16 protein-coding genes are annotated in these 21021 nt (G+C 48.3%); 2 read left to right on the plus strand and 14 right to left on the minus strand.

Features of this window, described 5'->3' with window-relative positions; all coding sequences use genetic code 11:
- Positions 1 to 29 precede the first annotated feature (29 nt).
- The 8 genes from feoB to V8Q34_RS19280 form a co-directional block, all read right to left on the minus strand.
- Positions 30 to 2018, minus strand: a complete 1989-nt coding sequence (gene feoB, locus V8Q34_RS19245) for a ferrous iron transport protein B (RefSeq protein ID WP_103731632.1) — start codon at positions 2016 to 2018, stop codon at positions 30 to 32.
- On the minus strand, positions 2015 to 2242 hold the full coding sequence (locus tag V8Q34_RS19250) for a FeoA family protein (protein WP_033143104.1): 228 nt from the start codon (positions 2240 to 2242) through the stop codon (positions 2015 to 2017). Before V8Q34_RS19250 ends, feoB begins: the two co-directional genes overlap by 4 nt.
- Before the next feature lie 21 nt (positions 2243 to 2263).
- A complete protein-coding gene (locus V8Q34_RS19255; RefSeq protein WP_227211836.1) occupies positions 2264 to 3556 on the minus strand; it encodes a cation:proton antiporter in 1293 nt (430 codons plus the stop codon).
- 165 nt (positions 3557 to 3721) lie between these two features.
- On the minus strand, positions 3722 to 5857 hold the full coding sequence (nrdD, locus tag V8Q34_RS19260) for an anaerobic ribonucleoside-triphosphate reductase (protein WP_103731633.1): 2136 nt from the start codon (positions 5855 to 5857) through the stop codon (positions 3722 to 3724).
- Positions 5858 to 6039: 182 nt separating this feature from the next.
- On the minus strand, positions 6040 to 7398 hold the full coding sequence (locus tag V8Q34_RS19265; RefSeq protein WP_033143101.1) for an MATE family efflux transporter: 1359 nt from the start codon (positions 7396 to 7398) through the stop codon (positions 6040 to 6042).
- The gene (gene dapF / locus V8Q34_RS19270) at positions 7395 to 8228 is read right to left on the minus strand and encodes a diaminopimelate epimerase (RefSeq protein ID WP_033143121.1); all 834 of its coding nucleotides are present in this window, start codon (positions 8226 to 8228) and stop codon (positions 7395 to 7397) included. Before dapF ends, V8Q34_RS19265 begins: the two co-directional genes overlap by 4 nt.
- A gap of 208 nt (positions 8229 to 8436) precedes the next feature.
- Complete coding sequence (locus tag V8Q34_RS19275; protein WP_033143100.1) at positions 8437 to 9390, minus strand: 4Fe-4S binding protein; 954 nt, start codon at positions 9388 to 9390, stop codon at positions 8437 to 8439.
- A 79-nt stretch (positions 9391 to 9469) separates the two neighbouring features.
- Entirely contained in the window at positions 9470 to 11104 is a 1635-nt protein-coding gene (locus V8Q34_RS19280; protein WP_148392388.1) for an FAD-dependent oxidoreductase, read from the minus strand.
- A gap of 195 nt (positions 11105 to 11299) precedes the next feature.
- Here V8Q34_RS19280 and V8Q34_RS19285 point away from each other — a divergent pair, with 195 nt between their 5' ends.
- Complete coding sequence (locus V8Q34_RS19285) at positions 11300 to 12223, plus strand: LysR family transcriptional regulator (RefSeq protein WP_103731635.1); 924 nt, start codon at positions 11300 to 11302, stop codon at positions 12221 to 12223.
- 41 nt (positions 12224 to 12264) lie between these two features.
- Here V8Q34_RS19285 and rd read toward each other — a convergent pair whose 3' ends face one another.
- The 6 genes from rd to V8Q34_RS19315 form a co-directional block, all read right to left on the minus strand.
- Positions 12265 to 12423 carry a rubredoxin gene (rd, locus tag V8Q34_RS19290; RefSeq protein ID WP_033143097.1) on the minus strand — a complete coding sequence of 53 codons (159 nt, stop codon included), beginning with the start codon at positions 12421 to 12423 and terminating at the stop codon, positions 12265 to 12267.
- 261 nt (positions 12424 to 12684) lie between these two features.
- Complete coding sequence (locus V8Q34_RS19295; protein WP_033143096.1) at positions 12685 to 13167, minus strand: hypothetical protein; 483 nt, start codon at positions 13165 to 13167, stop codon at positions 12685 to 12687.
- 32 nt (positions 13168 to 13199) lie between these two features.
- A complete protein-coding gene (nhaC, locus tag V8Q34_RS19300; RefSeq protein ID WP_033143095.1) occupies positions 13200 to 14738 on the minus strand; it encodes a Na+/H+ antiporter NhaC in 1539 nt (512 codons plus the stop codon).
- A gap of 52 nt (positions 14739 to 14790) precedes the next feature.
- On the minus strand, positions 14791 to 16326 hold the full coding sequence (hutH, locus tag V8Q34_RS19305) for a histidine ammonia-lyase (protein ID WP_033143094.1): 1536 nt from the start codon (positions 16324 to 16326) through the stop codon (positions 14791 to 14793).
- A gap of 218 nt (positions 16327 to 16544) precedes the next feature.
- On the minus strand, positions 16545 to 19409 hold the full coding sequence (locus tag V8Q34_RS19310; RefSeq protein WP_148392393.1) for a tetratricopeptide repeat protein: 2865 nt from the start codon (positions 19407 to 19409) through the stop codon (positions 16545 to 16547).
- A 312-nt stretch (positions 19410 to 19721) separates the two neighbouring features.
- On the minus strand, positions 19722 to 20384 hold the full coding sequence (locus V8Q34_RS19315; RefSeq protein WP_158587375.1) for a Crp/Fnr family transcriptional regulator: 663 nt from the start codon (positions 20382 to 20384) through the stop codon (positions 19722 to 19724).
- Positions 20385 to 20582: 198 nt separating this feature from the next.
- Between V8Q34_RS19315 and V8Q34_RS19320 the strand changes: the two genes are divergently transcribed.
- Positions 20583 to 20987: a DUF3783 domain-containing protein gene (locus tag V8Q34_RS19320; RefSeq protein WP_052099662.1), complete on the plus strand. Its 405-nt coding sequence runs from the start codon at positions 20583 to 20585 to the stop codon at positions 20985 to 20987.
- Positions 20988 to 21021 lie beyond the last annotated feature (34 nt).

The following is a 21021-nucleotide window of genomic DNA, read 5'->3' on the forward strand; positions in this document are numbered from 1 at the left end:
TATTTTTACAAAGTTGTCATTAGGAAACTTCAGGACAGCAGCCTTCCTGCCTGGAAAACCACCACAGAGGCGGCATAGGCCAGAAGAAGCTGGAAGAATACCATCTTCAGCGTCCATCCCCAGGAACGCGTCTCTCTCTTAATGGTCGCCAGTGTTGCCACACACGGTGTATACAGCAGGCAGAATACCATCAGAGAATAGGCGTTCAGGGCTCCGAATCCCACAGACCCCAGGGATGCACTGAGCACAGCCATGCCCTGTACGGAGTTTACATTGTTGACTCCATAGAGCACGGAGAAGCTGGATATTACCACTTCCTTGGCCGACAGACCGGAGATCAGGGCCACCACGATCTGCCATGTTCCCAGTCCTGCAGGCACTAAAAGGGGCGCCAGCACTTTGCCGATCTGGGCGCCGAAGCTCTGCGTCACATCCGCGGTCATGCCATGGATACCATAGTTTAAAATAAACCAGATGACAATGGAGGCCACAAAGATCGTAGTACCTGCTTTCGTCAGGTAATCCTTTACCTTTTCCCACACATAAATCCTGATGGTCCTGGCATTTGGCACCTTATAATCAGGCAGCTCAATGAGCAGGGTTGCCTTCTCACTGCTTTTCCACAACTTTCCTATGACAAGTGCTATGGCTATAGCCATGAGAAGTCCCAGCGCGTAGAGGGAAAATGCCGCCATCATGGCGTGCTTTCCAAAAAACATATCTGCAAACAGAACGTAAATGGGAAGCCTGGCGGAACACGACATAAACGGCGTCAGAAGAATGGTCTTCTTCCTGTCCTCCTGGTTTTCCAATGTGCGTGACGCCATGACAGCGGGAACCGTACATCCAAATCCCAGCACCATGGGAAGAAACGCCTTGCCGGACAATCCCACCTTACCCATGATCCCGTCCATAACATAGGCCACGCGGGCCATATAACCACTGTCCTCCAGAAAAGCAAGAGCCAGAAACAATATGAAAATGTTCGGCAGGAAAGTCAGGATTCCGCCCACACCCGTCATGATACCATCCACGATCAGGGAGACCAGCCAGTCTGCGGTTCCCAGATTCACCAATGTACTCCTCGCCACCGTAAACGCCAGGTCCATCCAGGATTCAAACAGCCCCTTGACTATGTCCCCTACGGTAAACGTGAGGAAAAACACCATGGCCATGATTCCCAGGAAGACGGGAACACCCCATAGGGGATGGGTCAGGACCCTGTCTGCCTTCTCTGTCAGGGACTCCCTGTTGCCTTTATAGAAGACACACTCCTCTAAAACAGTCTCAATATACTCATACTTCTGATTGATGATCTGCTTTTCATAATCCCTGTCAAGCAGATCGGACACATCAATGGGATGGTCCTTAAATATCTGCTCATCATTTTCCAATATCTTAATACTGTGCCAGCGGATGTTCTCGCTGTCCGGATGTTCCACTGCGATACGCCTGGAAACCTCCTGGATCTTCATTTCAATATTCGGTTTATAGGTGACAACCGGGTCAGCCACCTGCTCCTCATAATGATGCTTTACTGCATGGAGAAGTACATCCAGGCCGCTTCTCTTCCTGGCGGATACCGGAACCACAGGAATATTGCCCAGCATCTCGGGAAGCCTGTGGAGATCCAGCTCCATCCCCCGCTCCTCCACAATATCCATCATGTTAAGAGCCAGGATCACCGGTTTGCCAAGCTCCAGAAGCTGCAGCGTGAGGTACAGGTTCCTCTCCAGGGCTGAGGCATCCACAACATTTACGATCACATCCACCTCTCCGCCCAGAATGACCTTTCTGGATACCATCTCCTCCATGGAATAAGAGGTAAGGCTGTAGATTCCGGGCAGGTCGATGAGCCTCATCTTCTGCCCCTTATAGGATGTCTCCCCTTCCTTTTTCTCCACCGTAACACCCGGCCAGTTGGCTACCTTCAGGTTGGCGCCTGTATATGCATTGAACAAAGTGGTCTTGCCGCAGTTAGGATTTCCTGCAAAGCCTACACGAATCTCCTCTTTCATCCTTTCAGCTCCTCCACTTCTATCCCTTCCGCGATCTCATTGCCAAGCGCCCATCTGCTCCCTCTCACCTTGATAATAGTGGAACCGTTACGCTTTCGGTTCAGAACCACTACCTTTGTGCCCTCCAGGATTCCCAGCGCCTCCAGGCGCCGCTGGATTTTTTCCTGTTCCTGAACGCTGGTTATGCGGTAATTCTGCAATATATCCGCCTGATTCAGCTTCATCTGTCGTACTTCCTTCCGTCTCTATTTTGCCTGCTGCTTTCCGCCCACATAACGGGATGCATCACTTTTTCCGGCCGCCTCAGCCTCTTCCATAAGCCTTGCATATTCATTTTGCTCATATTCCACCTTGCCGCTCTTCTCACTGAAGCTCAGCTTAAGTAAAATAGGTGAAATGATGGTTGTGATGACCACCACCACAACAACCGGCCCCAGAAGGGAGGAGGACATCAGACCCACAGCGTTGCCCTTTGCTGCCACGATCAGCGCCACCTCACCCCTGGACACCATGCCCATACCGATGCGGATACAGTCCTTGTTCTTATAGTGACAGACTTTGGCTCCTATTCCGCATCCCACGATCTTCGTGAGCACTGCCACGATGACCAGAACCACTGCAAAGACAAGGATCATGGGACTCATATCAGGAAGCTCCACCTGAATACCGATGCTGGCAAAGAATACCGGAGACAGCAGAATATAGGATAAAATCCCAAACCGCCTTGCAATATAATTGGTATGCGTTGTCTTGGTAATGATCAGACCTGCGAAAAATGCACCTGTAATGTCCGCAACTCCGAAGAACTTCTCTGCACAATAGGAAAAGAGCAGACAGATCACAAATGAGATAATGACAAACCGCTGCAGATCCCTCTCGTAACCCTTCACCCACTTTTTAAAAATAACGTGAAGCAGATAGCCTCCCACACCGACGAACACGAAAAATCCCACGATCTTCGCAAACACAACCACCACATTTACACTGGAATCCGCCAGGCTTGTGATGATTGTCAGCGCGATAATCCCCAGCACATCGTCAATAATGGCTGCACCCAGAATGGCATTTCCGGCCTTGGTGTTCAGCTTGCCCATCTCTTTCAGGGTCTCCACTGAGATACTCACACTGGTAGCGGTAAGGATAACACCGATAAAAATATTCTGCAGCATGATACTTGCCGAAGCATTGGATTCTATCATGCCCGGCCTGTTGAAGAACCAGGCCACTCCAAGACCTCCCGCAAGCGGTACCAGCACACCTAACAGCGCAATGACAAAGGATGCCTTGCCGCTCCTTTTCAGTTCATCAATATCTGTCTCCAGGCCTGCGCAGAACATCAGCACAATCACGCCGATCTCCGACACCTCATGGATAAACTCTGTCTGCTTCAGTATCCCGAAACAGGCCGGTCCCAGCAGCAGTCCCGCAAGCAGCGCACCCACCACCTGGGGCATCCTCACTTTTCTGGTAAGCAGTCCGAAGACCTTGGTGCTCAGCAGTATAAGCGCCAGGTCCAGTAAATAAGTATAAGAGTTCATAGTTTTTCCGTCCTTTCTCTCCCCTGTGTCTTACTCTTTTCCCGTTTTCCGCACAAAACGAAATCCAATTAATCGTACCACAATTCTAAAAAAAAGGAAATGGAAAAACGTCACAAAACCTCAAAATTCCGCGCAAAAAGGCTGCCCCAAAAAGGGCAGCCATCATTACATGGATTTACGCTCCGCAATTTCCGCCATCTTGGCAGTGTTCAGTCTGGTATCGCCATGTACGCGGCTGTATGACAGATACCCGTTCATCCTGTCTATCTTCGTCAGGTTGGTGGAACCGCAGACCGGGCAGACATCCATCTCCAGCTCTTCATGTCCGCAGTCATCACAGTAGGCCAGAGAGAGATTCACACCCTCATAATATCCCAGCGCCATTGCCCTTCTCACCAAAGCACGGATTGCATCCGTGTTATACCCTATGGGATAACGCACATACTGGATCTTGCCGCCGTTGCACAGTTCCCAGAAACGGCCCTCACAGTCCTGCTTCTCAATCGGGGTCATTTCCTCCGTCACATGACAGTGGAAACTGTTGCTTACATAGGGACGGTCGGATACACCCTCCACGATACCGTACATTTTCCTGAACTGCTCCACCTGCAGACCGCAGAGACTCTCTGCCGGGGTACCGTAGATGGCATACAGATTTCCGTCCTCCTCCTTAAACTGCGTCACCTTGCTGTTGATATACTGAAGTACTTCCAGGGCAAAGGCCCCGTCCTCCCGAATGGATTTTCCGTTGTACAGCTCCTGCAGCTCGTTAAGGGCCGTGATGCCGAAGGAAGCTGTCATGGGCTTCAGAAGCGGTTTGATCTTGTCTGAGGGTTTCAGATTCCCGCCGTAAAAGCCGCCTTCACAGTAGGCCAGGGGATTGGTGGATGCCTTCATCTCTCCCAGATAGTCATAGGTTCTGATATGAAGCTGGCGTATCATTTCCAGATAGAAATCAAGCACCTCGTAAAAATCCCGGTTCTCCGCTCTTGCCTTTGCCAGGATCATGGGCAGATGCAGGCTGACCGCACCCACATTGAACCTTCCCACGAATACAGGCACATCCTTGTCATCCGCAGGTGTCATGCCGCCGCGCTCATACCAGGGGCTTAAAAAGGCACGGCATCCCATGGGGCTGATCACCCTTTTATACTTTTTGTACATACTGGAAATATAGCCGTCCCCGCTCATAGACAGCCAGTCCGGATACATAGTCTTTGCCGAACACGCAATACCGGCCTCAAACACATCCTCGCTTACGCCGCCCTCTCCGTGAATTTCCTCATCATAGAGAAAGACGATTTTTGGAAACAGTACCGGCTTTTTGTGTCCCGCTTTTCCCTGCCCCTCTTTATGCACATTGAGGAGGGAAATGCTGCACATCTTCTCAAAACGTTCTGTTCCAAGCCCCAGCGTCACAGTCACAAAAGGATAATCTCCTCTGGAGGAACCGACGGTATTGAGCTTGTACTCAATCCCCTGCCAGCCCTGGTCAAAGTCGCGGTGTACCTTGTCATACGCGTACTTTTCAGCCCTGTCCTGTGCATGCTCCCACTCCGGGTCCACATATTTCAAAAATTCTTCTTTATATTTTCTGTAGCTTTTCTCTGCATAAGGGGCCAGAATCTTATCCACCTCCGGCACCGTGAAACCGCCGTACTGCTGGGCAGCGGTGCTCAGGATAATATCCCCCATAACGTCAAATGCAGTGTCCAGTGTCTTCGGCTCGTTGTACCAGACATTGCCCATCTCAAATCCGCCCTTTAACACATTTGCCACGTCAAAGAGACAGCAGTTCATGGTATCCAGCCTTGCAGACTGGTCATGAATATAAATATAGCCGTCCTTGCATGCCTGCAGCTCATTGCGGTTCATAAAGAATTTCCGGTAAAGTTCCTTGTTCAGTTCATTGAATATCAGGCTTCTCTTGGTTGCAACCAGCGCACTGTCTGTGTTTGCATTGCTCTTGTCCCCGATATAGCGGATAGACTGGCTCTTGGTATAGACCTCGTCCATCATGTGGATAAAATCATGCTTATAATTTCTGTAATCCCGGTAACTCTTGGCAACCGCAGGGTTTACCTGCTCCAAAGCCCCCTCCACAATATTGTGCATTTCCTGGATCGTAATTTCTTTCTTCCCCAGGGATTCCGCCTTGTCTGTGGCATATCTGCACAGGAAATCAATCTCCTTCTCCGTAAAACTGTACATGATCCTTTCCGCGGATTTATTGACTGCCCTGACTATTTTCTGAACGTCAAATTCTTCTTTTGTTCCATCTTTCTTAATTACATAAATCATTGCCTTCACCTCATTGCAGCACTACATCTTGTGTCACTTATTATTTTATTCTTTTGTTATTACCAGATTTTGTATCACAAAGTATATCATGTTTCTTTCTGAAAGGGAAGTGGGAATATTGCACAAAATCCAGATGAATTTAATCCAATATCCCCACGAAAGCCTTGAGGCTTCAATATTTTTTATCTCGTAATATTATTCAGCCATTTATAACTTTTATATCGCTTCCAGGAAAACGGCACTTTGATCACCTCATCGCTGCACAGGATTATGTAAACCCATGGCATGGGTACGTGTATCACAAAGGCCGCCACAGCCGCAGCGAAAATGGAGCACAGCCACATGATTCCCACGTCCAGAAACAGCCCGAACATAGTGTCTCCCCCGGCTCTGAACACGCCTACCACCAAAGTGGAGTTGAAGGACTGTCCCACCACATAGTAGGACATGATCACCATCATGACCTGGAGATAGGATTTCGCCAGAGGCGTCAGTTTCAGCATATTGCACACAAAGGGTGAGATCACAAGGATCAGGATACCACCCGCTGCTCCGAACAGAAGGGAAAGCTTTGCAAACCGGCTGCCGTAATCCCTGGCAAGCGCCTCTTTCTTCTCCCCGATCGCCTTGCCTATCATGATGGCAGTGGCGTTGGAGATACCGAATGCAATGACCATGGACAACTGTCTGCACACCTGTGCCACGGAATGAGCAGCCACAGACGCGCTGCCCAGATGCCCCACAATGGACGAGATGGCAGCCATGCCTGCGCCCCAGGCAAACTCATTGAGAAGCACAGGGAAGGCATACACGAAAAAGTCTTTTTCCAGCCATTTGTATCTTTTGAACATATCCTTTATGCGGATGCGCACTACATCATTTTTCTTCCGGGCATAATATACGACAATAATGACCTCAACAGCTCTCGCGCACAGCGTGCCGATAGCCGCACCTGCAGCCCCCAGGGCGGGAGCGCCCAGAAGACCGAAAATAAAAACCGCATTGAGGATAATATTGACGGACAGGGATGTGGCATATACCACCGTCGCGATCACTACACGCTCAATACTCCTGATAATATTCAGATATACATTGGTAAACGCTGCAAGTATGTAGGAAAACGCCACGATCCGAAGATAGCTCACACCCTCCGCAATGATCGCCTCGTCTGAGGTGAAGATCCGCATCAGCAGATCCGGCACGCACAGCGCCAGCGCCGTGAATACCGCGGCGGACAGGATCGCTATGCGGAAGGACATGCCCATGACCTTCTCAATGGTCCGGGTATCCTGCTTTCCCCAATACTGGGCAGTCAGCACACAGGCCCCTGAGGTCAGTCCGAAGAAGATCAGGGACAGGATAAAATATACCTGGTTCGCCAGGGAAACGCCGGAAAGCGCTGTCTCTCCCACTCTTCCCAGCATAATCACGTCCGTGGAGGTAACCCCCACGTTGATCAGGTTCTGAAGTGCCATAGGCATGACAAGCCGCATCACATTTCCGTAGAAGCGCTTGTCCTCTGTTGTCATACGAAATCTCATAGTTCGATCGTACCGTCAAAAACCACTTCCGCAGGACCTGTCATGTAGATGGTGTCCTCTTTTCTGTCCCAGAAAATCTTCAGGTCACCGCCCAGCAGTTTTACCGTTACCTCCTCCTCTGTATATCCGTTCATCACACAGGCTGCCGCCACAGCACAGGCTCCTGTCCCGCAGGCCAGGGTCTCCCCGCTGCCTCTTTCCCAGACCCGCATCTCCACAGTCTTCTCATCTAAAACGCGGACAAATTCTGTATTGACACCCTCCGGAAATGCCTCGTGTTTCTCAAAATAAGGACCAATCTCCTTAATATCCAGTCCTTTCACATCCTCCATGAACACCACCGCATGGGGGTTTCCCATGGATACTGCAGTCACCTCATAGACCTGCTGCTTCACAGCCAACGGCTCACGGATGACCTTTTCTTTTCTGTGCTTCATGGGAATGTTCTCCGTATGGAATTCCGGCTTTCCCATATTCACTTTCACCAGAGCCACTCTGCCGTTTTTCACAGTCAGATCCAGGTACTTGATGCCGCTTTTCGTATCCACGCTGATCCTTGTCTTGTCTGTGAGGCCGTAATCATACACATATTTTGCCACACAACGGATGCCGTTGCCGCACATGGCGCCCTGGCTGCCGTCCGCATTGTACATTTCCATCTCAAAATCCGCTTTCTCTGAGGGTTTGATCAGGATCAGCCCGTCAGATCCAATGCCGAAATGCCGGTCACTGACCTTCTTTGCCGCTTCCGACGGATTTTCCACTGTCTCCTGAAAACAATTCACATACACATAATCATTGCCGATTCCCTGCATCTTTGTAAATTTCATCGCTGCTGCCTCCTTTGCTCTGTATCCTGTGTCTTCATTTTCTTTTCCCCGGGCAGCGCATTCCCGCACCTGCCCGCAGAGAAAAAAGAGGGTGTCTGTAAAAGATACCCTCTTCGTTTCTTTGCTATTAATCATAGCAATCCATAATTCTTTTGTCAATGCAGAAAGACATTTTTCATAGCTGTCATTATGCAGCCGGTAAGGCATCTTAGCAGGTAGCTCCGCCCACCTCGTGCAGTTTGGCAGACAGGATTTCCTCTTTCCTCTCCAGAATCTCATCGGAGAGAAGCTGTGCCTCCACATTCTCAAATCCAAGACGCTCAATCGTATCAGAGAAACGTTCTCCTGTCTTTCCCTGTTCCCTGTACAGAAGAAGGGTTTTCTCAATTACACTCATAAGCTCTTCCTTGGTTGTAAAGATCTTGCTCATAGGCTTTCCGATGGCGATCTTCTTTCCCCATCTTCCGCCCAGATAGATCTTATATCCGTAGGTGCCGTCCTCAATGGCGTCAAAATGACAGGTGCCGATACAACGTCCGCAGTTGATACATTTTTCCCGGTCAAGCTCCATGACCCCGTCCACAAGCTTCACAGCATCAATGGGACAGATTTTCACAACGCTGCACTTCTTACATCCGCTGCACATATCCTGATCAAAGTTTGGAATGAGCTGACCGACAATACCCAGATCATTCAGGTTCGGTTTCACACAGTTGTTTGGACATCCGCCCACTGCGATTTTAAATTTGTGAGGCAGTTTTACATCATGCCAGTTTACATAAAACTCATCATGGATCTCTTCGGAAAGTCCAAAGGAATCCAGAAGGCCATACTGGCAGGTGGTTCCTTTACAGGATACTACAGGGCGCACTTTAGAACCGGTACCGCCTGTGTCCAGCCCGCATTTCTGGATATAGGCACGAAACTCATCAATTTTCTCATATGGGACTCCCTGAACTTCCACGGTAAGACGTGTGGTGTATGTCACCCCGCCGTTGCCGAACAGTTTTGCTGCCTCACCAATACATATCTGCTGTTCTGCTGTAATTTTTCCGTTCTTGGTTATGATCCTGGCGGAAAAATTATCCGTTCCCTTGTTGTTCAAAAAGCCCAGGGCCTTTACTCTTTTCTCATCTTCTTTGCTCACTGTTAATGTTGCCATTTCTACTTTCCTCCAACTTTTTATCTTTTCTGGTCTTGCCTGTCTTGTGCGTTCCTGCTGTTATGTTTTACATCATTCTTCAGTCTTCTGTCAGATCTTCTCCATTGAATGTGCTTCCGCCCTCCAGAACCTTGGTATTGGTGTATCCGTAATATCTCAGACGGTTCTGCAGCATATATGCCCTCTTACCTTTTGCGCATACAAGAAGCATCTTCTCATCCTTCGGATGACCTTCCACTTCACCGTCAATCTCCTCCAGATTCATAAATTCCACACCTTCCAGAGTCGGTTTCAGGGATGCGTCAATCACTTTGTAGCCCTCTGCCTTGCCTTCTGCGAACTCAACCGGCGTAAAGGTATCTAAAGAACCGGACATTTTGTTCAGAAGGATATTGATGCAGTGCGCAAAGGGGTGGATCGCTGTTGAGAACGGCGGCGCATATGCAAAATCCAGATGCTCCAGCTGCTGCACAGTGGCCTTCATGCTCAGTGCCACTACAGCGATATCCACCATCTTATCCACAGCGCCCTTTCCCAATACCTGGATTCCCAGGAATTCACCAGTCGTTTTATCTGCGATCATCTTGACCAGGAAGGAGTCTGCACCCGGATAATAATGTGCCTTGTCATCTACAACAGCTACAACGGAAACCACATCATGTCCCGCTTCCTTAGCCACCTGCTCTGTAAGTCCTGTACGGCCTGCGTTCAGTCCCGGCAGTTTTACCACACCCGTTCCCAGAACGCCCGGATAGGAAACATCAGCACCGGCAATATTCTGTGCTGCGATCCTGCCTTCAATGTTTGCAGAGGAACCCATGGGTGACCATGCTCTTGCATGTGTCATACGGTTGGTGATCATGGAGCAGTCACCGAGAGCATAAATATTCTCATCATTGGTTCTCATATGGTCATCTACCAGAACCGTTCTGTTTGGCGCAAGCTCAATTCCCGTATCTGCCAGGAATGCTGTATTTGCACGGATACCAAGGGAGAGTACCAGGGCATCTGCCTTGATCGCTCTTCTGGATGTCTTAACCTTCTCAACAGTCCCGTCACCTTCCACACCTTCCAGCTTCGTATCCAGAAGTGTCATGATTCCCTGGTCTGCCAGATGGTCCTCCACAAACTCTGCCATCTCCGGATCAAATCCCGGCATAATGTGCGGGAGCATATCCAGAACTGTGGTGCGGATGCCGCGGCTCTGAAGATTCTCCGCAACTTCCAGACCGATAAATCCACCGCCCGCGATCACTGCACGCTTGATCGTGCCGGATTCCGCTGCTTTTCTGAGGGCCTCCGCGTCATCAGGCGTTCTCATCATAAATACATTCTTCATATCAAGTCCCGGAAGGGGCGGTACAACTGGAGACGCACCGGTTGCTATTACCAGTTTATCATATGTATATTCTTTTGTCTCACCTGATTTCAGGTCTTTGGCAGTCACTTTTCTGCCTTCACGGTCAAGACCCGTCACCTCAATACCTGTCTCAACTTCCGCTCCGGTCAGTTTTGCAAATTTCTCAGGTGTGTTGACGATCAACTGGCTTCTCTCATGAATCACATCACCTACATAATAAGGAAGTCCGCAGCCCGCATAAGAAATATCCTCACTCTTGGTAAGAATCAATACCTCTGTCTCTCTGCTCTCTCTTTTTAATTTTGCCGCAACCTTTGTGCCTGCGGCCACGCCGCCGATAACCAATACTTTCATAGCCCATACCTTCTTTTCTCAAATTTGCGTAACTACTCTTATGCACGGTCAACGCAGTCAATACACAGACCTGATTTGAACAGTTACAACTTGCTCTCTTTGGTTTATGATTAGTATAACACTTGCACATGTATAAGAAAAGTAATATAATTTTATATAATTAATAGGATTTACCTATGATAAAGGAGACGTCTTATGACCATCAGACATTTGAAGATATTTCTGGCCGTGGCAGAATCCGGTAAAATGAGCCTGGCAGCAGAACAGCTCTTCATCACCCAGCCCTCCGTCAGCCAGGCGATCCGGGAACTGGAGGAGCACTACCAGACACTGCTCTTTGAGCGCCTGTCAAAAAAGCTCTACATCACAGAGGATGGAAAAAAGCTCTATGTCACTGCCAAACAGCTCGTCACCCAGTTTGAAAGCCTGGAGGAGAGCATGCAGAAGGAAAACCGCCGGGAAAAGCTCCGTATCGGCGGCACGATTACCCTTGGCAGCGGAATCCTCTCCAGGGTGGTGCGGGACCTGCGCGCAGAGCAGCCCGACCTTGATATCTATTCTTATATGAACAATACCCAGATCATAGAACAAAAACTTCTGAATATGGAGCTGGATGTGGGTATCGTGGAAGGCCGTGTCAAGAGCCGGGATCTGGTATCCATTCCCCTCATTGACGACATGCTTGTGCTGGCATGCGGACAGAACCACCTCTTTTTCGGCCGCCACACTTTATTCATCAATGAACTGAACGGACATGACTTTGTAAAAAGAGAACCCGGGAGCGGTACCAGGGAACTGTTTGAGAATTTCATTGTGCGCCATGGCCTTGACATCCATACCGTATTTGAGGAGAGCACCCCTGATTCCATAAAAAATGCCATACAGATCAACAACTGTATGGCAGTCATCTCCATCCGCCTTCTGGAAAAGGAGATCCAGAACGGTGAGATGTATGTATTCACAGGTCCTCACAAGGAATGGAACCGGCATTTCTCCTTTGTGTACCACAAGGACAAATACCTGACAGACTCCATTCTCCGGCTGAAAGAGATTGTGAGCAGCTACAATGATGCGGAGGAGATCCGGAAGCTGCCCGGCGGAAAACTGGTGGACAGTTAAGTCCGCAAAAAAGCTGCCGTTATACGCGGCAGCCTTTTTTATTAAGCCTCAATAAATACATCTTTTCCCATACCGCAGATTGGGCATACCCAGTCTTCCGGAAGGTCATCAAATGAGGTTCCCGGAGCAATTCCGCTTTCCGGATCTCCTACCTCAGGGTCATATTCATATCCGCATGGTTCGCATACATATTTCTTCATAATATTTTATACCTCCTGTATATAGCTTCTCCAGTTATCTCCTGAATTACACTGATTCTATCACATATTCTCCTATAAATCTAGTCTTTTTTTGTCCAATTTAAAAATTTGTTAAAAATCTCTTTTAAAAAGACTGCACACTTATGTTATTCATAAGTGCGCAGCCTCTCGTCCGGGGAAAGTAAGAGGAGTTTACTTTCCCTTCCCTATAATTCGGAGACCTGTTGATAAAACAGATTTCCTGGACATATTCACAAATATCTACTTCTTCTTTTTGTATCCGGCCATCTGCCGCGGATCAGCATCTGACACCACGGCTCTGGAGTTTTTCTTTCTTGCAAGCACCATTATCTGTTTCGCATCCGCCTTTGTGAAAAACAGGCGTTTACTTCTGTTGCCCCTGCCAAAATGGAGCGCCACCAGTTCCGGATGCTTTCTGTCTTCCCGAATCACGGAAACAATCTCCTTCCAGCTCCAGAAGTCATAATGTGTGGTAATCCTCATCTGATAAAAAATCTCCAGTCCCCTCTCGGTAATGACTGTATCTTTTTTCATCAACAGCGTCAGTATGTACAGCACACCAAATACGGCGGCTACGCGGTAAGGCGTCACAATACCTCCAATGATCAGAGCTGCGGACAAGATCCAGCAGCCGTATGTTACCCACTGCTTACGGGGTTTCAGTTCCCTTGCATGATAAATCGGTCCTTCTAAAGAGTCCCAGGGAAGATGCTCAACACTCAAAATGATACTCCTTTCAGTCAACAACGGATAAATTATGCCTGTGCTTTGGGTGCCCTGCCGGCTGCACGCATAGCTTCCAGATTCTTCACTGCAAGCTCGTGCTTATCTGCAGGAGCAGCGGCCGGTTTACGCATTGTCGTTTTGCCGAAAATATTCGTATAAGCACCGTCAGCCCAGAAGATGTTACGACCCAGGAACGCAAGGATTGCAGCCAGGATCGGGTTCAGCAGGTTAACGAACGCAAATGGGAAGTATGCGAACGGATGCACTCCCAGAACACCCATCTGGTAAGCGCCGCAGCCCGTCCACGGGAACATAACTGCCCACAGAGTACCGCAGTCCTCCAAAGTCCTGGACAGCATATTACGTCCCAGACCCATCTCGTCATATTTGTCAACATACAGCGGAGCCGGTACACCAATTCCCAGGAACTGGTCGCACATGGTAGCATCGCAGAATAAGGATGTCAGAAGTGTTGCCAGAATCAGACTTCCCACAGAGTGGAGTCTCTTCTTCAGGCCTCCGAACAGTGTATCTACACATCCGCAGCGCTCCAGCGCACCGCCGTAGGCTACTGCCAGCAGAATCAGGTTAATGGTCCACATCTGGTGGTCCATACCGCCTCGGCTCAGCAGGTCGTTCGCTAAATCATTGGTGGATTCAAATGTTGTACCATAATGCAGAACGTCGAACAGTTCTCCTAAGCTGTGCATACCCTGGAAAACAGCGGCAAAGAGAACACCGCATCCCACAGAGATTGAAATACCGACAAGTCCCGGTACTTTCATAATACAAACCACCACGATAACAACGATCGGAAGCAGCAGAATCGGGCTTAAGTTAAAGCCTTCTGCCAGAGCTGCCTGTAAATCTGTTGCCACAGAGGCGTCAAATCCTGATGTATCAATATTCAGACCCATGATCGTGTATAAGATCAAAGCGATCACAAACGTTGGGCCTGTGGTGGAAACCATTGCCGTAACGTGGTCAAACAAGCCGGTTTCGGAAACTGCTGCCGCCAGGTTTGTAGTATCGGAAAGCGGTGAGAATTTATCACCAACATAAGCGCCGGAGATGATCATACCTGCAGTGATAGCAGGATTGATTCCCAGGCCGGCACCGATTCCTAAAAAGGCGATACCAATGGTAGCAGTAGCAGTCCAGGAAGAACCGCATGCCAGACCAACAACCGCACACATAATACAGCCGATTGGCAGGAAAAGCTTAGGTGTCAGTAAATCCAGGCCGTAATAGATCAGGGCCGGAATTGTACCGGACATAATGAAAGATGCCACGAGGATACCGACTGTACAAAGAATCAGTATCGCTTCCATTGTAGCACTCAGCCTGTCCAACATACCAGCCAGCATGTCGGAGAAGCTGTGTCCGCAGAGACAGCCGATGATACAGGCCACTACGATAGATACCAGTAACGGCATGTGGGCATCACTGTATCCGCTTCCTCCTACGAAGCCATAAAGCATCAGTGCCATCATGACAACAATTGGAATAATAGCTTCAAAAAAATTCGGAAGACGAACTGTACGTTCTTTCTTTTCGTTCTTTCCCATTAAGACTTACCCCTCTTTTCTCAAATTATTTTTTGCAGGACAGTTTAAGAATTTATTTTGTTTCTATAGCTCCGCCAAGGGCCTCCTCTACCGCTTTGACGAGAGAGCCATCCTTAATAATTTCTTCACAATAGTTGATATCACCGTATAATTCGCGGTCCTCATCTAATGTGGCTACTGCTTTGCGGACTAAGTCATAAGCAGCCTGTGTTCCTTTGCCCAGGCCTTTATTGCCGCGCATATCGATACCCTGGCATGCAACCATAAGTTCCATAGCCAGAACACGTCTTACGTTCTTAGCGATCTCTCCTGCTTTTCTGGCAGCGATGGTACCCATGGATACGTGGTCTTCCTGACCGGCGGATGACGGGATACTGTCAACAGAAGCCGGATGTGCAAGAACTTTGTTCTCAGATACTAATGCTGCTGCGGAATACTGAACGATCATGAATCCGGAGCAAACGCCGCCGTGCGGTGTCAGGAATGCAGGCAGGTCACTGTATGCCGGGTTGACCAGACGCTCAATACGTCTCTCAGATACGTTAGCCAGCTCGGAAACTGCGATTCCCAGGAAGTCAAAGCTCAGTGCCATAGGCTGTCCATGGAAGTTGCCGCCGGAGATACCATTCTTATCTTCTTTGAAGATGATCGGGTTGTCTGTTACAGAGTTAATTTCAATATTTACATGATCCAGTACATAATTCACTGCATCCTTGCTGGCGCCGTGAATCTGCGGTGAGCAGCGCAGAGAATATGCATCCTGTACACGAATCTCACCCTGAACCGTAGTGTTCTTGCTGCCTTCCAGAAGTCTTAACAGGTTTCTGGCTGTTGCAAGCTGTCCTGAATGAGGACGCACGTCATGCAGACGGTGATCCAGAGCACTCACGACACCGTTCTGTGCCTCAAAGCACAGAGAGTCAGCGATATCTGCAACCTTCAGAAGCTGCAGCGCATCGTACAGTGCCAGGGAGCCGGCGCTTGTCATTGCCTGTGTTCCGTTGTTCAGAGCCAGTCCTTCTTTTGCGGACAGTTCAATCGTAGGAATTCCCGCACGCTTCATAGCCTCTGCACCGGGAAGAAGTTCTCCTTCGTAATAAGCCATACCAAGGCCCAGCATCGGCAGAACCATATGGGATAACGGTGCCAGGTCTCCGGATGCTCCAAGGGAACCTTTCTCCGGGATAAACGCAGTCACACCTTTATTCAGCATATCGATCATGGTCTGAACAGTCTCCAGACGAATGCCTGAAAATCCTTTTACCAGGTTGTTGATCCTAAGCAGCATCACACCTCTTGCAACATCAATGGGGAACGGATCACCAGCACCTACCGCATGAGTGATGATCAGGTTTTTCTGAAGAGCCTTGCACTGGTCCTGAGAAATTACAACGTCGCTGAATTTACCAAATCCTGTTGTGATTCCATAAACGACCTTCTCTTCCGCAACAAGGTCATCAACCACTTTTCTTGATTCGATAATGTTCTGTTTTGCCTCCTCGGCTAACTCGATTTTTACATTCTCACGACAAATTAAAGCAATCTGTTCCAGTGTGAGGTCTTTACCAGTAATTACAATATTGCTCATATCGCACCCTCTTTTCCTTATATTTTATAGTGCAATTATACACACCTCCGTGTCAAAAAAGCGTCAATAAATGTCAAAATCCACAAACACAATTGTCTAACAATTATCTTTCATCGTCAAATTCCTCGTGTCACGGTCATTATTCCGTCATTGGCGAACAATATTTTTTCGTGTTATCAGGCTAAATTAAAATATTTTTTTAAGGCGGGAACCTTTTCTCAGAATCCCGCCTTATTCTTGATCTCCTTTAAAACCTTCACAGTGGTCGGATTATTCATTTTTTCTGAGAGCTGTACGCCCTTTTTATAATGCTTTCTGGCTTCCTCTGCCTCTCCCTTTTCCAAAAGGACTAAAGCCATGTACGCTTCTGCACGTTCCAGTCCCCAGTAATATCCATGGCGCTCAAAACATGCCACTGCCTGTTCCAGATACTCCTGGGCCAGTTTGATCTTTCCGAGAAGGTAATAGATCTGCCCCGCGTTGGAATAGAACTGTCCAAGTCCGTTGGTCACCACCTTGCCGGTTCCTTTTTCGATGGCTATTTTATAGTAGGAAAGTGCTGACTGGTAATCACCGGTGGCACGGCAGGCATCCCCGATATAATTATAACACGCCGCAATGCTCATAATATAGCGGGAATCTCTTCCACTGTAATCCTCAAATATCTGGCGGGCCTCTGTGAGCGTCTGGCGGGCCTCCTCATATCTGCCCTCATGGAGCAGATACCAGCCTCTCAGCCTCATGAAAGCACCTCTCTCGTCCGGTTCCTGCACATTGATCAGGGACAGGCCCTCGTCCACATATTTTTTCACCAGCTCCAGGTCTTCCACTTGGATCCCGTAGAAAATCATCTGCTTGAAATTATTCAGAAGAGATTTCTTATCCTCCAGCATCTCAGCCAGCTTCATGCTCTCCTCAATATTGCGGATACCGGATGCGTAATCTCCCACAGCGATGTCAAAACGGCCCTTGACATAGTACATTTCCTTTTTCATTTCCTGCAGCTGATGAGAATCCTCGTCAAACTGGATCACCTTCTGAGCCAGTTCAAGAAGTTCATTGGCCTCAAAGGTTACTCCGTAATTGTCGTCGCCATATTCCATCTCCCAATGAAGTACAGGAAAGTTCTCATTGACAATCGTATAATACTCTTTCAGATATTTAATCTTATATTGATACGCTTTCACCATGTTATGGCACTTCTCATAGTGGTGAATCGTCATTGGAAGATACCCAAAATTTTTCTTCCCCTCAGCCTTTGACTCATAATACTCTGCCAGCATCTGATGGTACATGCGCTTCTTTCCCTCACTCTGGCGCTCGTATATGAACTGCCGGAAGACCTGATGTTCAAATTTATAGTACACATTCCAGCCGACAAGTATTTCCTTGATCAGATGACGCTCCTGCAGCTTTTCAAGAATACGGACCAGGGTCAGCCTATCCATCTTCGGAAGCAGCAGCTCTATCTCCTCAATGCTGATCTTCTCAGGGAACATGCTCATGCAGTCCAGCACTTCATTTTCCGTCTCCGGCAGGCCTGCAAGCCTTGCTTTGATCACATTGTTGGTCTTCTGGGATTTTTCCAGGGTATATCCCTTTTCCTTTATCAGATTCACCAGCTCCATCAGGAAAAATGCATTTCCGTCAGTCATCTGGAATATACTCCTGAGCTTCTGCTCATCCCCGTTAAGCTCCGGCAGATATTTGTGGAGCAGCTCCATGGTCTCCTCCTCCGTAAAGGGATTCAGAGAAATAACATGGAGATAATCCTTCTTCATGAGCTTCTCCAGGGATTCCATAACCTCCACATCATTGTTCTGGTTATAAGTACACATGAGAAGGATCCGCTCTGTGCCAAGCGTCAAAAGAATCCTGTTCAGAAGCTGGAAGCTCATGGCATCCATCCACTGGATATCGTCAAAGAACAGCACTACCTTGTGCTTTTCCACGATTTTGCGGAACATGTCCAGGATGGCTTTTTCCATAAGCTGATATGTCAGCCTGCCCAGCGGCTTCTCATCCCCCAGGATGCTTCCCTTAAAGAAACGGTCAAGCTGTGCCTGCTCCTCCTCTGTGATGGAGCGCTCCAGCAGTCCGTTCTCCACACACTGCTCCACCTCCCAGAATATGTCATTCCAGGGGCGCAGGAAAAATTCCGACTCCTCCCGGTAGCAGGCAGCATACAATGGAATCATCTGATAGCCCCGCACCATCTGTTTTGCCTTGTCCAGAAGCGCTGATTTGCCTACTCCGTCCTCCCCGCTGATGGCCACACATTGGGGATGGCGGCTCTTGCCGGTTCCCACAATACACTCACTGACCTGGTATATTTCAGCGGTACGGCCCAAAAACGGCGCGTTCCAGGCAGCAGACTCCGCCGTGGTGTTTCCCTTAACATTGAAAATACGGTGAAACAGTTCCTTGATCTCCGGGGACGGCTCCACGCCCAGCTCATCTGCCAGAACCTTCTCCAAATCGTAATACAGCTTGATCGCCATATTATAGTTTCCATTCACCGCATAGATATCCATGATCTCATAGTAGAGCTTCTCATTATAGGGATCATGCTTTAACAGAATGTTGCTGTATTTCTGAATCAGATCCACATCCTTTGTGGCATCCGCGTCGTACAGCTTTTCCCTGGCACATTTGATAAATGCCTGGTTATACTGCTCCTGCATGGAGGTGATCCACTCTTCATATTCATAACTGTTCTTTATCATAAAATGGGAGAGAAATCCTTCTTCCTCGTTCTCCAGAATATTCTCTTCACTGATATGGTCCCAGTCAATATCCGGCATACACTCCGGATTCAGAGAGATGCTGGTATGGCCTGCTGTCACCAGGATTTCCTTGCCAAGCAGCTTTTTGATCTGGTAGACTGCTTCCCTCAGGTTCTTTCTTCCCACATTTTCATTGTCTGCCCCCCAGAGCACGTATATGATTTCTTCCCTTGTAGCTGTCTTCTTCACACAGAGATAATAGAAAAATCCCTCTGCTTTCTTGTATGGAAAATTCACACGCTCTCCGTCCACCTCAACATAAGGTCTTCCCAAAAGATGTACACTGATGTTCGCCACAATTTATCCCTCATATTCTCAATTTACAGTCCCAAAGTAACAAAATGTATTGTATTAAGTATACTCTAATGCAGACACAACTGTCAATACTTCCCCAAATTATGGAAATTTAAAGTTCTTTCTTGTTACTACTTTACCATGCAAAATTGTTATATGTGGTTTTTCTCGGCCATTTTTACGGATACAGCCGTATTTCTTCCCTGTTTCTTATATATTTTCACAGTTTGCTTTCTCACCTGCTTATTATAGGAAGAAACTCCTGCGCCGACCGTGCCGAAAGGCAGCGGCGGCAGGGATTCCGTTAACCGGGCGTCACGACCCCCCTTTGCAGAGTGTAAAACGGTTTTTGCGGAAGGTGATGATTCCCTCCTCCTGCATTCTGCCCAGTTCGTCGGAGAGCACGCTGCGGTTTACACACAGATAATTTGCCAGTTCCTCCCTGGAATAGGGAATCTCCACCGTATTACTCCCTGTCTTCCGGCATTGTATGCGCAGGTATTTCAGTACCCTTCTGCGCACACTTTTTGTGGAGAGGATATCAATCCTGTAAAATTTTCTGACGTTTTCGTTGGCTATAAATTCCATCAGTCTCCGTTCCAGCTCCTCCTCCCATTTTTCATGTCCCGGCATCCAGTCAAAAAACCACACTTTTGTATCCTGGCTGCAGTAAGCGGAATATGGGCTTTGACGGCTGGGCGTGCAGACAATATCAGCCCCCAGCATATAGGAGGGAATCAGTTTCTGAAAAAGCCTTTCATTTCCATCCATATCGATCCGGACGATCCGCACTTCCCCCTCCAGCACGATTCCGAGCTGTCCGATCGTGTCTCCCTCATGCAGTAACTGCTGCCCTTTTCCGTAATCCTGTATCTTTCCCCCAAGAAGCCTGCCCAGTTCCTGCAGCTCCTCTGCGTCCTTTTGCCGGAACAGACAGCTCTGTTTCAGGATTTTTTCATACTTCTCCAGTCCATTCATTTGGCATCTCTCCATCCTCTTTTTTTACTCCTCTTATTCTATCATCTTCTTATGTTTTCGTAAATTGCTCCTTATGATTCCCTCAAACGGAGCCTTTTATCTGCTTCCTTAATATTTACAAAAGATGTAAGAACCCCGTTGAAAATTCATAACTTATAGTATATGATGAAAATATGAAAACTGCCTGGAGGGATTGTTATGATTCGCAGACCCAATATCTTATACTATAACAATGGGCAGACGGAAAAAGGAAAAGTGTTGGAAAAAGCAGCACGCCGAATGGGATTCGACTTTACTCCCATTCTCCCGCAGAATGTGCTTCAGACTGTGGGATATCTGGCCAAAATCAAAGGCTTTCCGCAGCGGAAAATATCCGTGCTGGAAAACCTTCCTTCTATTCCTGTGGATGTTATGGTTATGTGCAATTTCACTGACGATAACCTGAACCACCTTCTTCGCATGATGAAGAACGGGGAACTTCCATCCGTTGCCTTAAAAGCAGTCCTCACATCCCAGAACTGCTTCTGGACATTCGCACATCTTGTAAAAGAGCTGGAGGAAGAACACAGAGATTTTATGGAGAGAGAAGAAGAGGAAAAATAAGGCGGAAGGAACGCAGGTGATGCGTTCCTTCCGC

The sequence above is a fragment of the Blautia sp. JLR.GB0024 genome (genome assembly GCF_037000545.1).
GTDB classification, from domain to species: Bacteria; Bacillota; Clostridia; order Lachnospirales; family Lachnospiraceae; genus Blautia; species Blautia celeris.

What these genes read in the sequence shown, in the direction of transcription:
- V8Q34_RS19280 (WP_148392388.1), bottom strand. Translation starts at nt 11,104, where the DNA reads ATGAAAGTATTGGTTATCGGCGGCGTGGCCGCAGGCACAAAGGTTGCG.
- V8Q34_RS19315 (WP_158587375.1), bottom strand. Translation starts at nt 20,384, where the DNA reads ATGAATGGACTGGAGAAGTATGAAAAAATCCTGAAACAGAGCTGTCTG.
- hutH (WP_033143094.1), bottom strand. Translation starts at nt 16,326, where the DNA reads ATGAGCAATATTGTAATTACTGGTAAAGACCTCACACTGGAACAGATT.
- dapF (WP_033143121.1), bottom strand. Translation starts at nt 8,228, where the DNA reads ATGAAATTTACAAAGATGCAGGGAATCGGCAATGATTATGTGTATGTG.
- V8Q34_RS19265 (WP_033143101.1), bottom strand. Translation starts at nt 7,398, where the DNA reads ATGAGATTTCGTATGACAACAGAGGACAAGCGCTTCTACGGAAATGTG.
- V8Q34_RS19255 (WP_227211836.1), bottom strand. Translation starts at nt 3,556, where the DNA reads ATGAACTCTTATACTTATTTACTGGACCTGGCGCTTATACTGCTGAGC.
- rd (WP_033143097.1), bottom strand. Translation starts at nt 12,423, where the DNA reads ATGAAGAAATATGTATGCGAACCATGCGGATATGAATATGACCCTGAG.
- V8Q34_RS19285 (WP_103731635.1), top strand. Translation starts at nt 11,300, where the DNA reads ATGACCATCAGACATTTGAAGATATTTCTGGCCGTGGCAGAATCCGGT.
- nrdD (WP_103731633.1), bottom strand. Translation starts at nt 5,857, where the DNA reads ATGATTTATGTAATTAAGAAAGATGGAACAAAAGAAGAATTTGACGTT.
- V8Q34_RS19320 (WP_052099662.1), top strand. Translation starts at nt 20,583, where the DNA reads ATGATTCGCAGACCCAATATCTTATACTATAACAATGGGCAGACGGAA.
- feoB (WP_103731632.1), bottom strand. Translation starts at nt 2,018, where the DNA reads ATGAAAGAGGAGATTCGTGTAGGCTTTGCAGGAAATCCTAACTGCGGC.
- nhaC (WP_033143095.1), bottom strand. Translation starts at nt 14,738, where the DNA reads ATGGGAAAGAACGAAAAGAAAGAACGTACAGTTCGTCTTCCGAATTTT.
- V8Q34_RS19275 (WP_033143100.1), bottom strand. Translation starts at nt 9,390, where the DNA reads ATGGCAACATTAACAGTGAGCAAAGAAGATGAGAAAAGAGTAAAGGCC.
- V8Q34_RS19250 (WP_033143104.1), bottom strand. Translation starts at nt 2,242, where the DNA reads ATGAAGCTGAATCAGGCGGATATATTGCAGAATTACCGCATAACCAGC.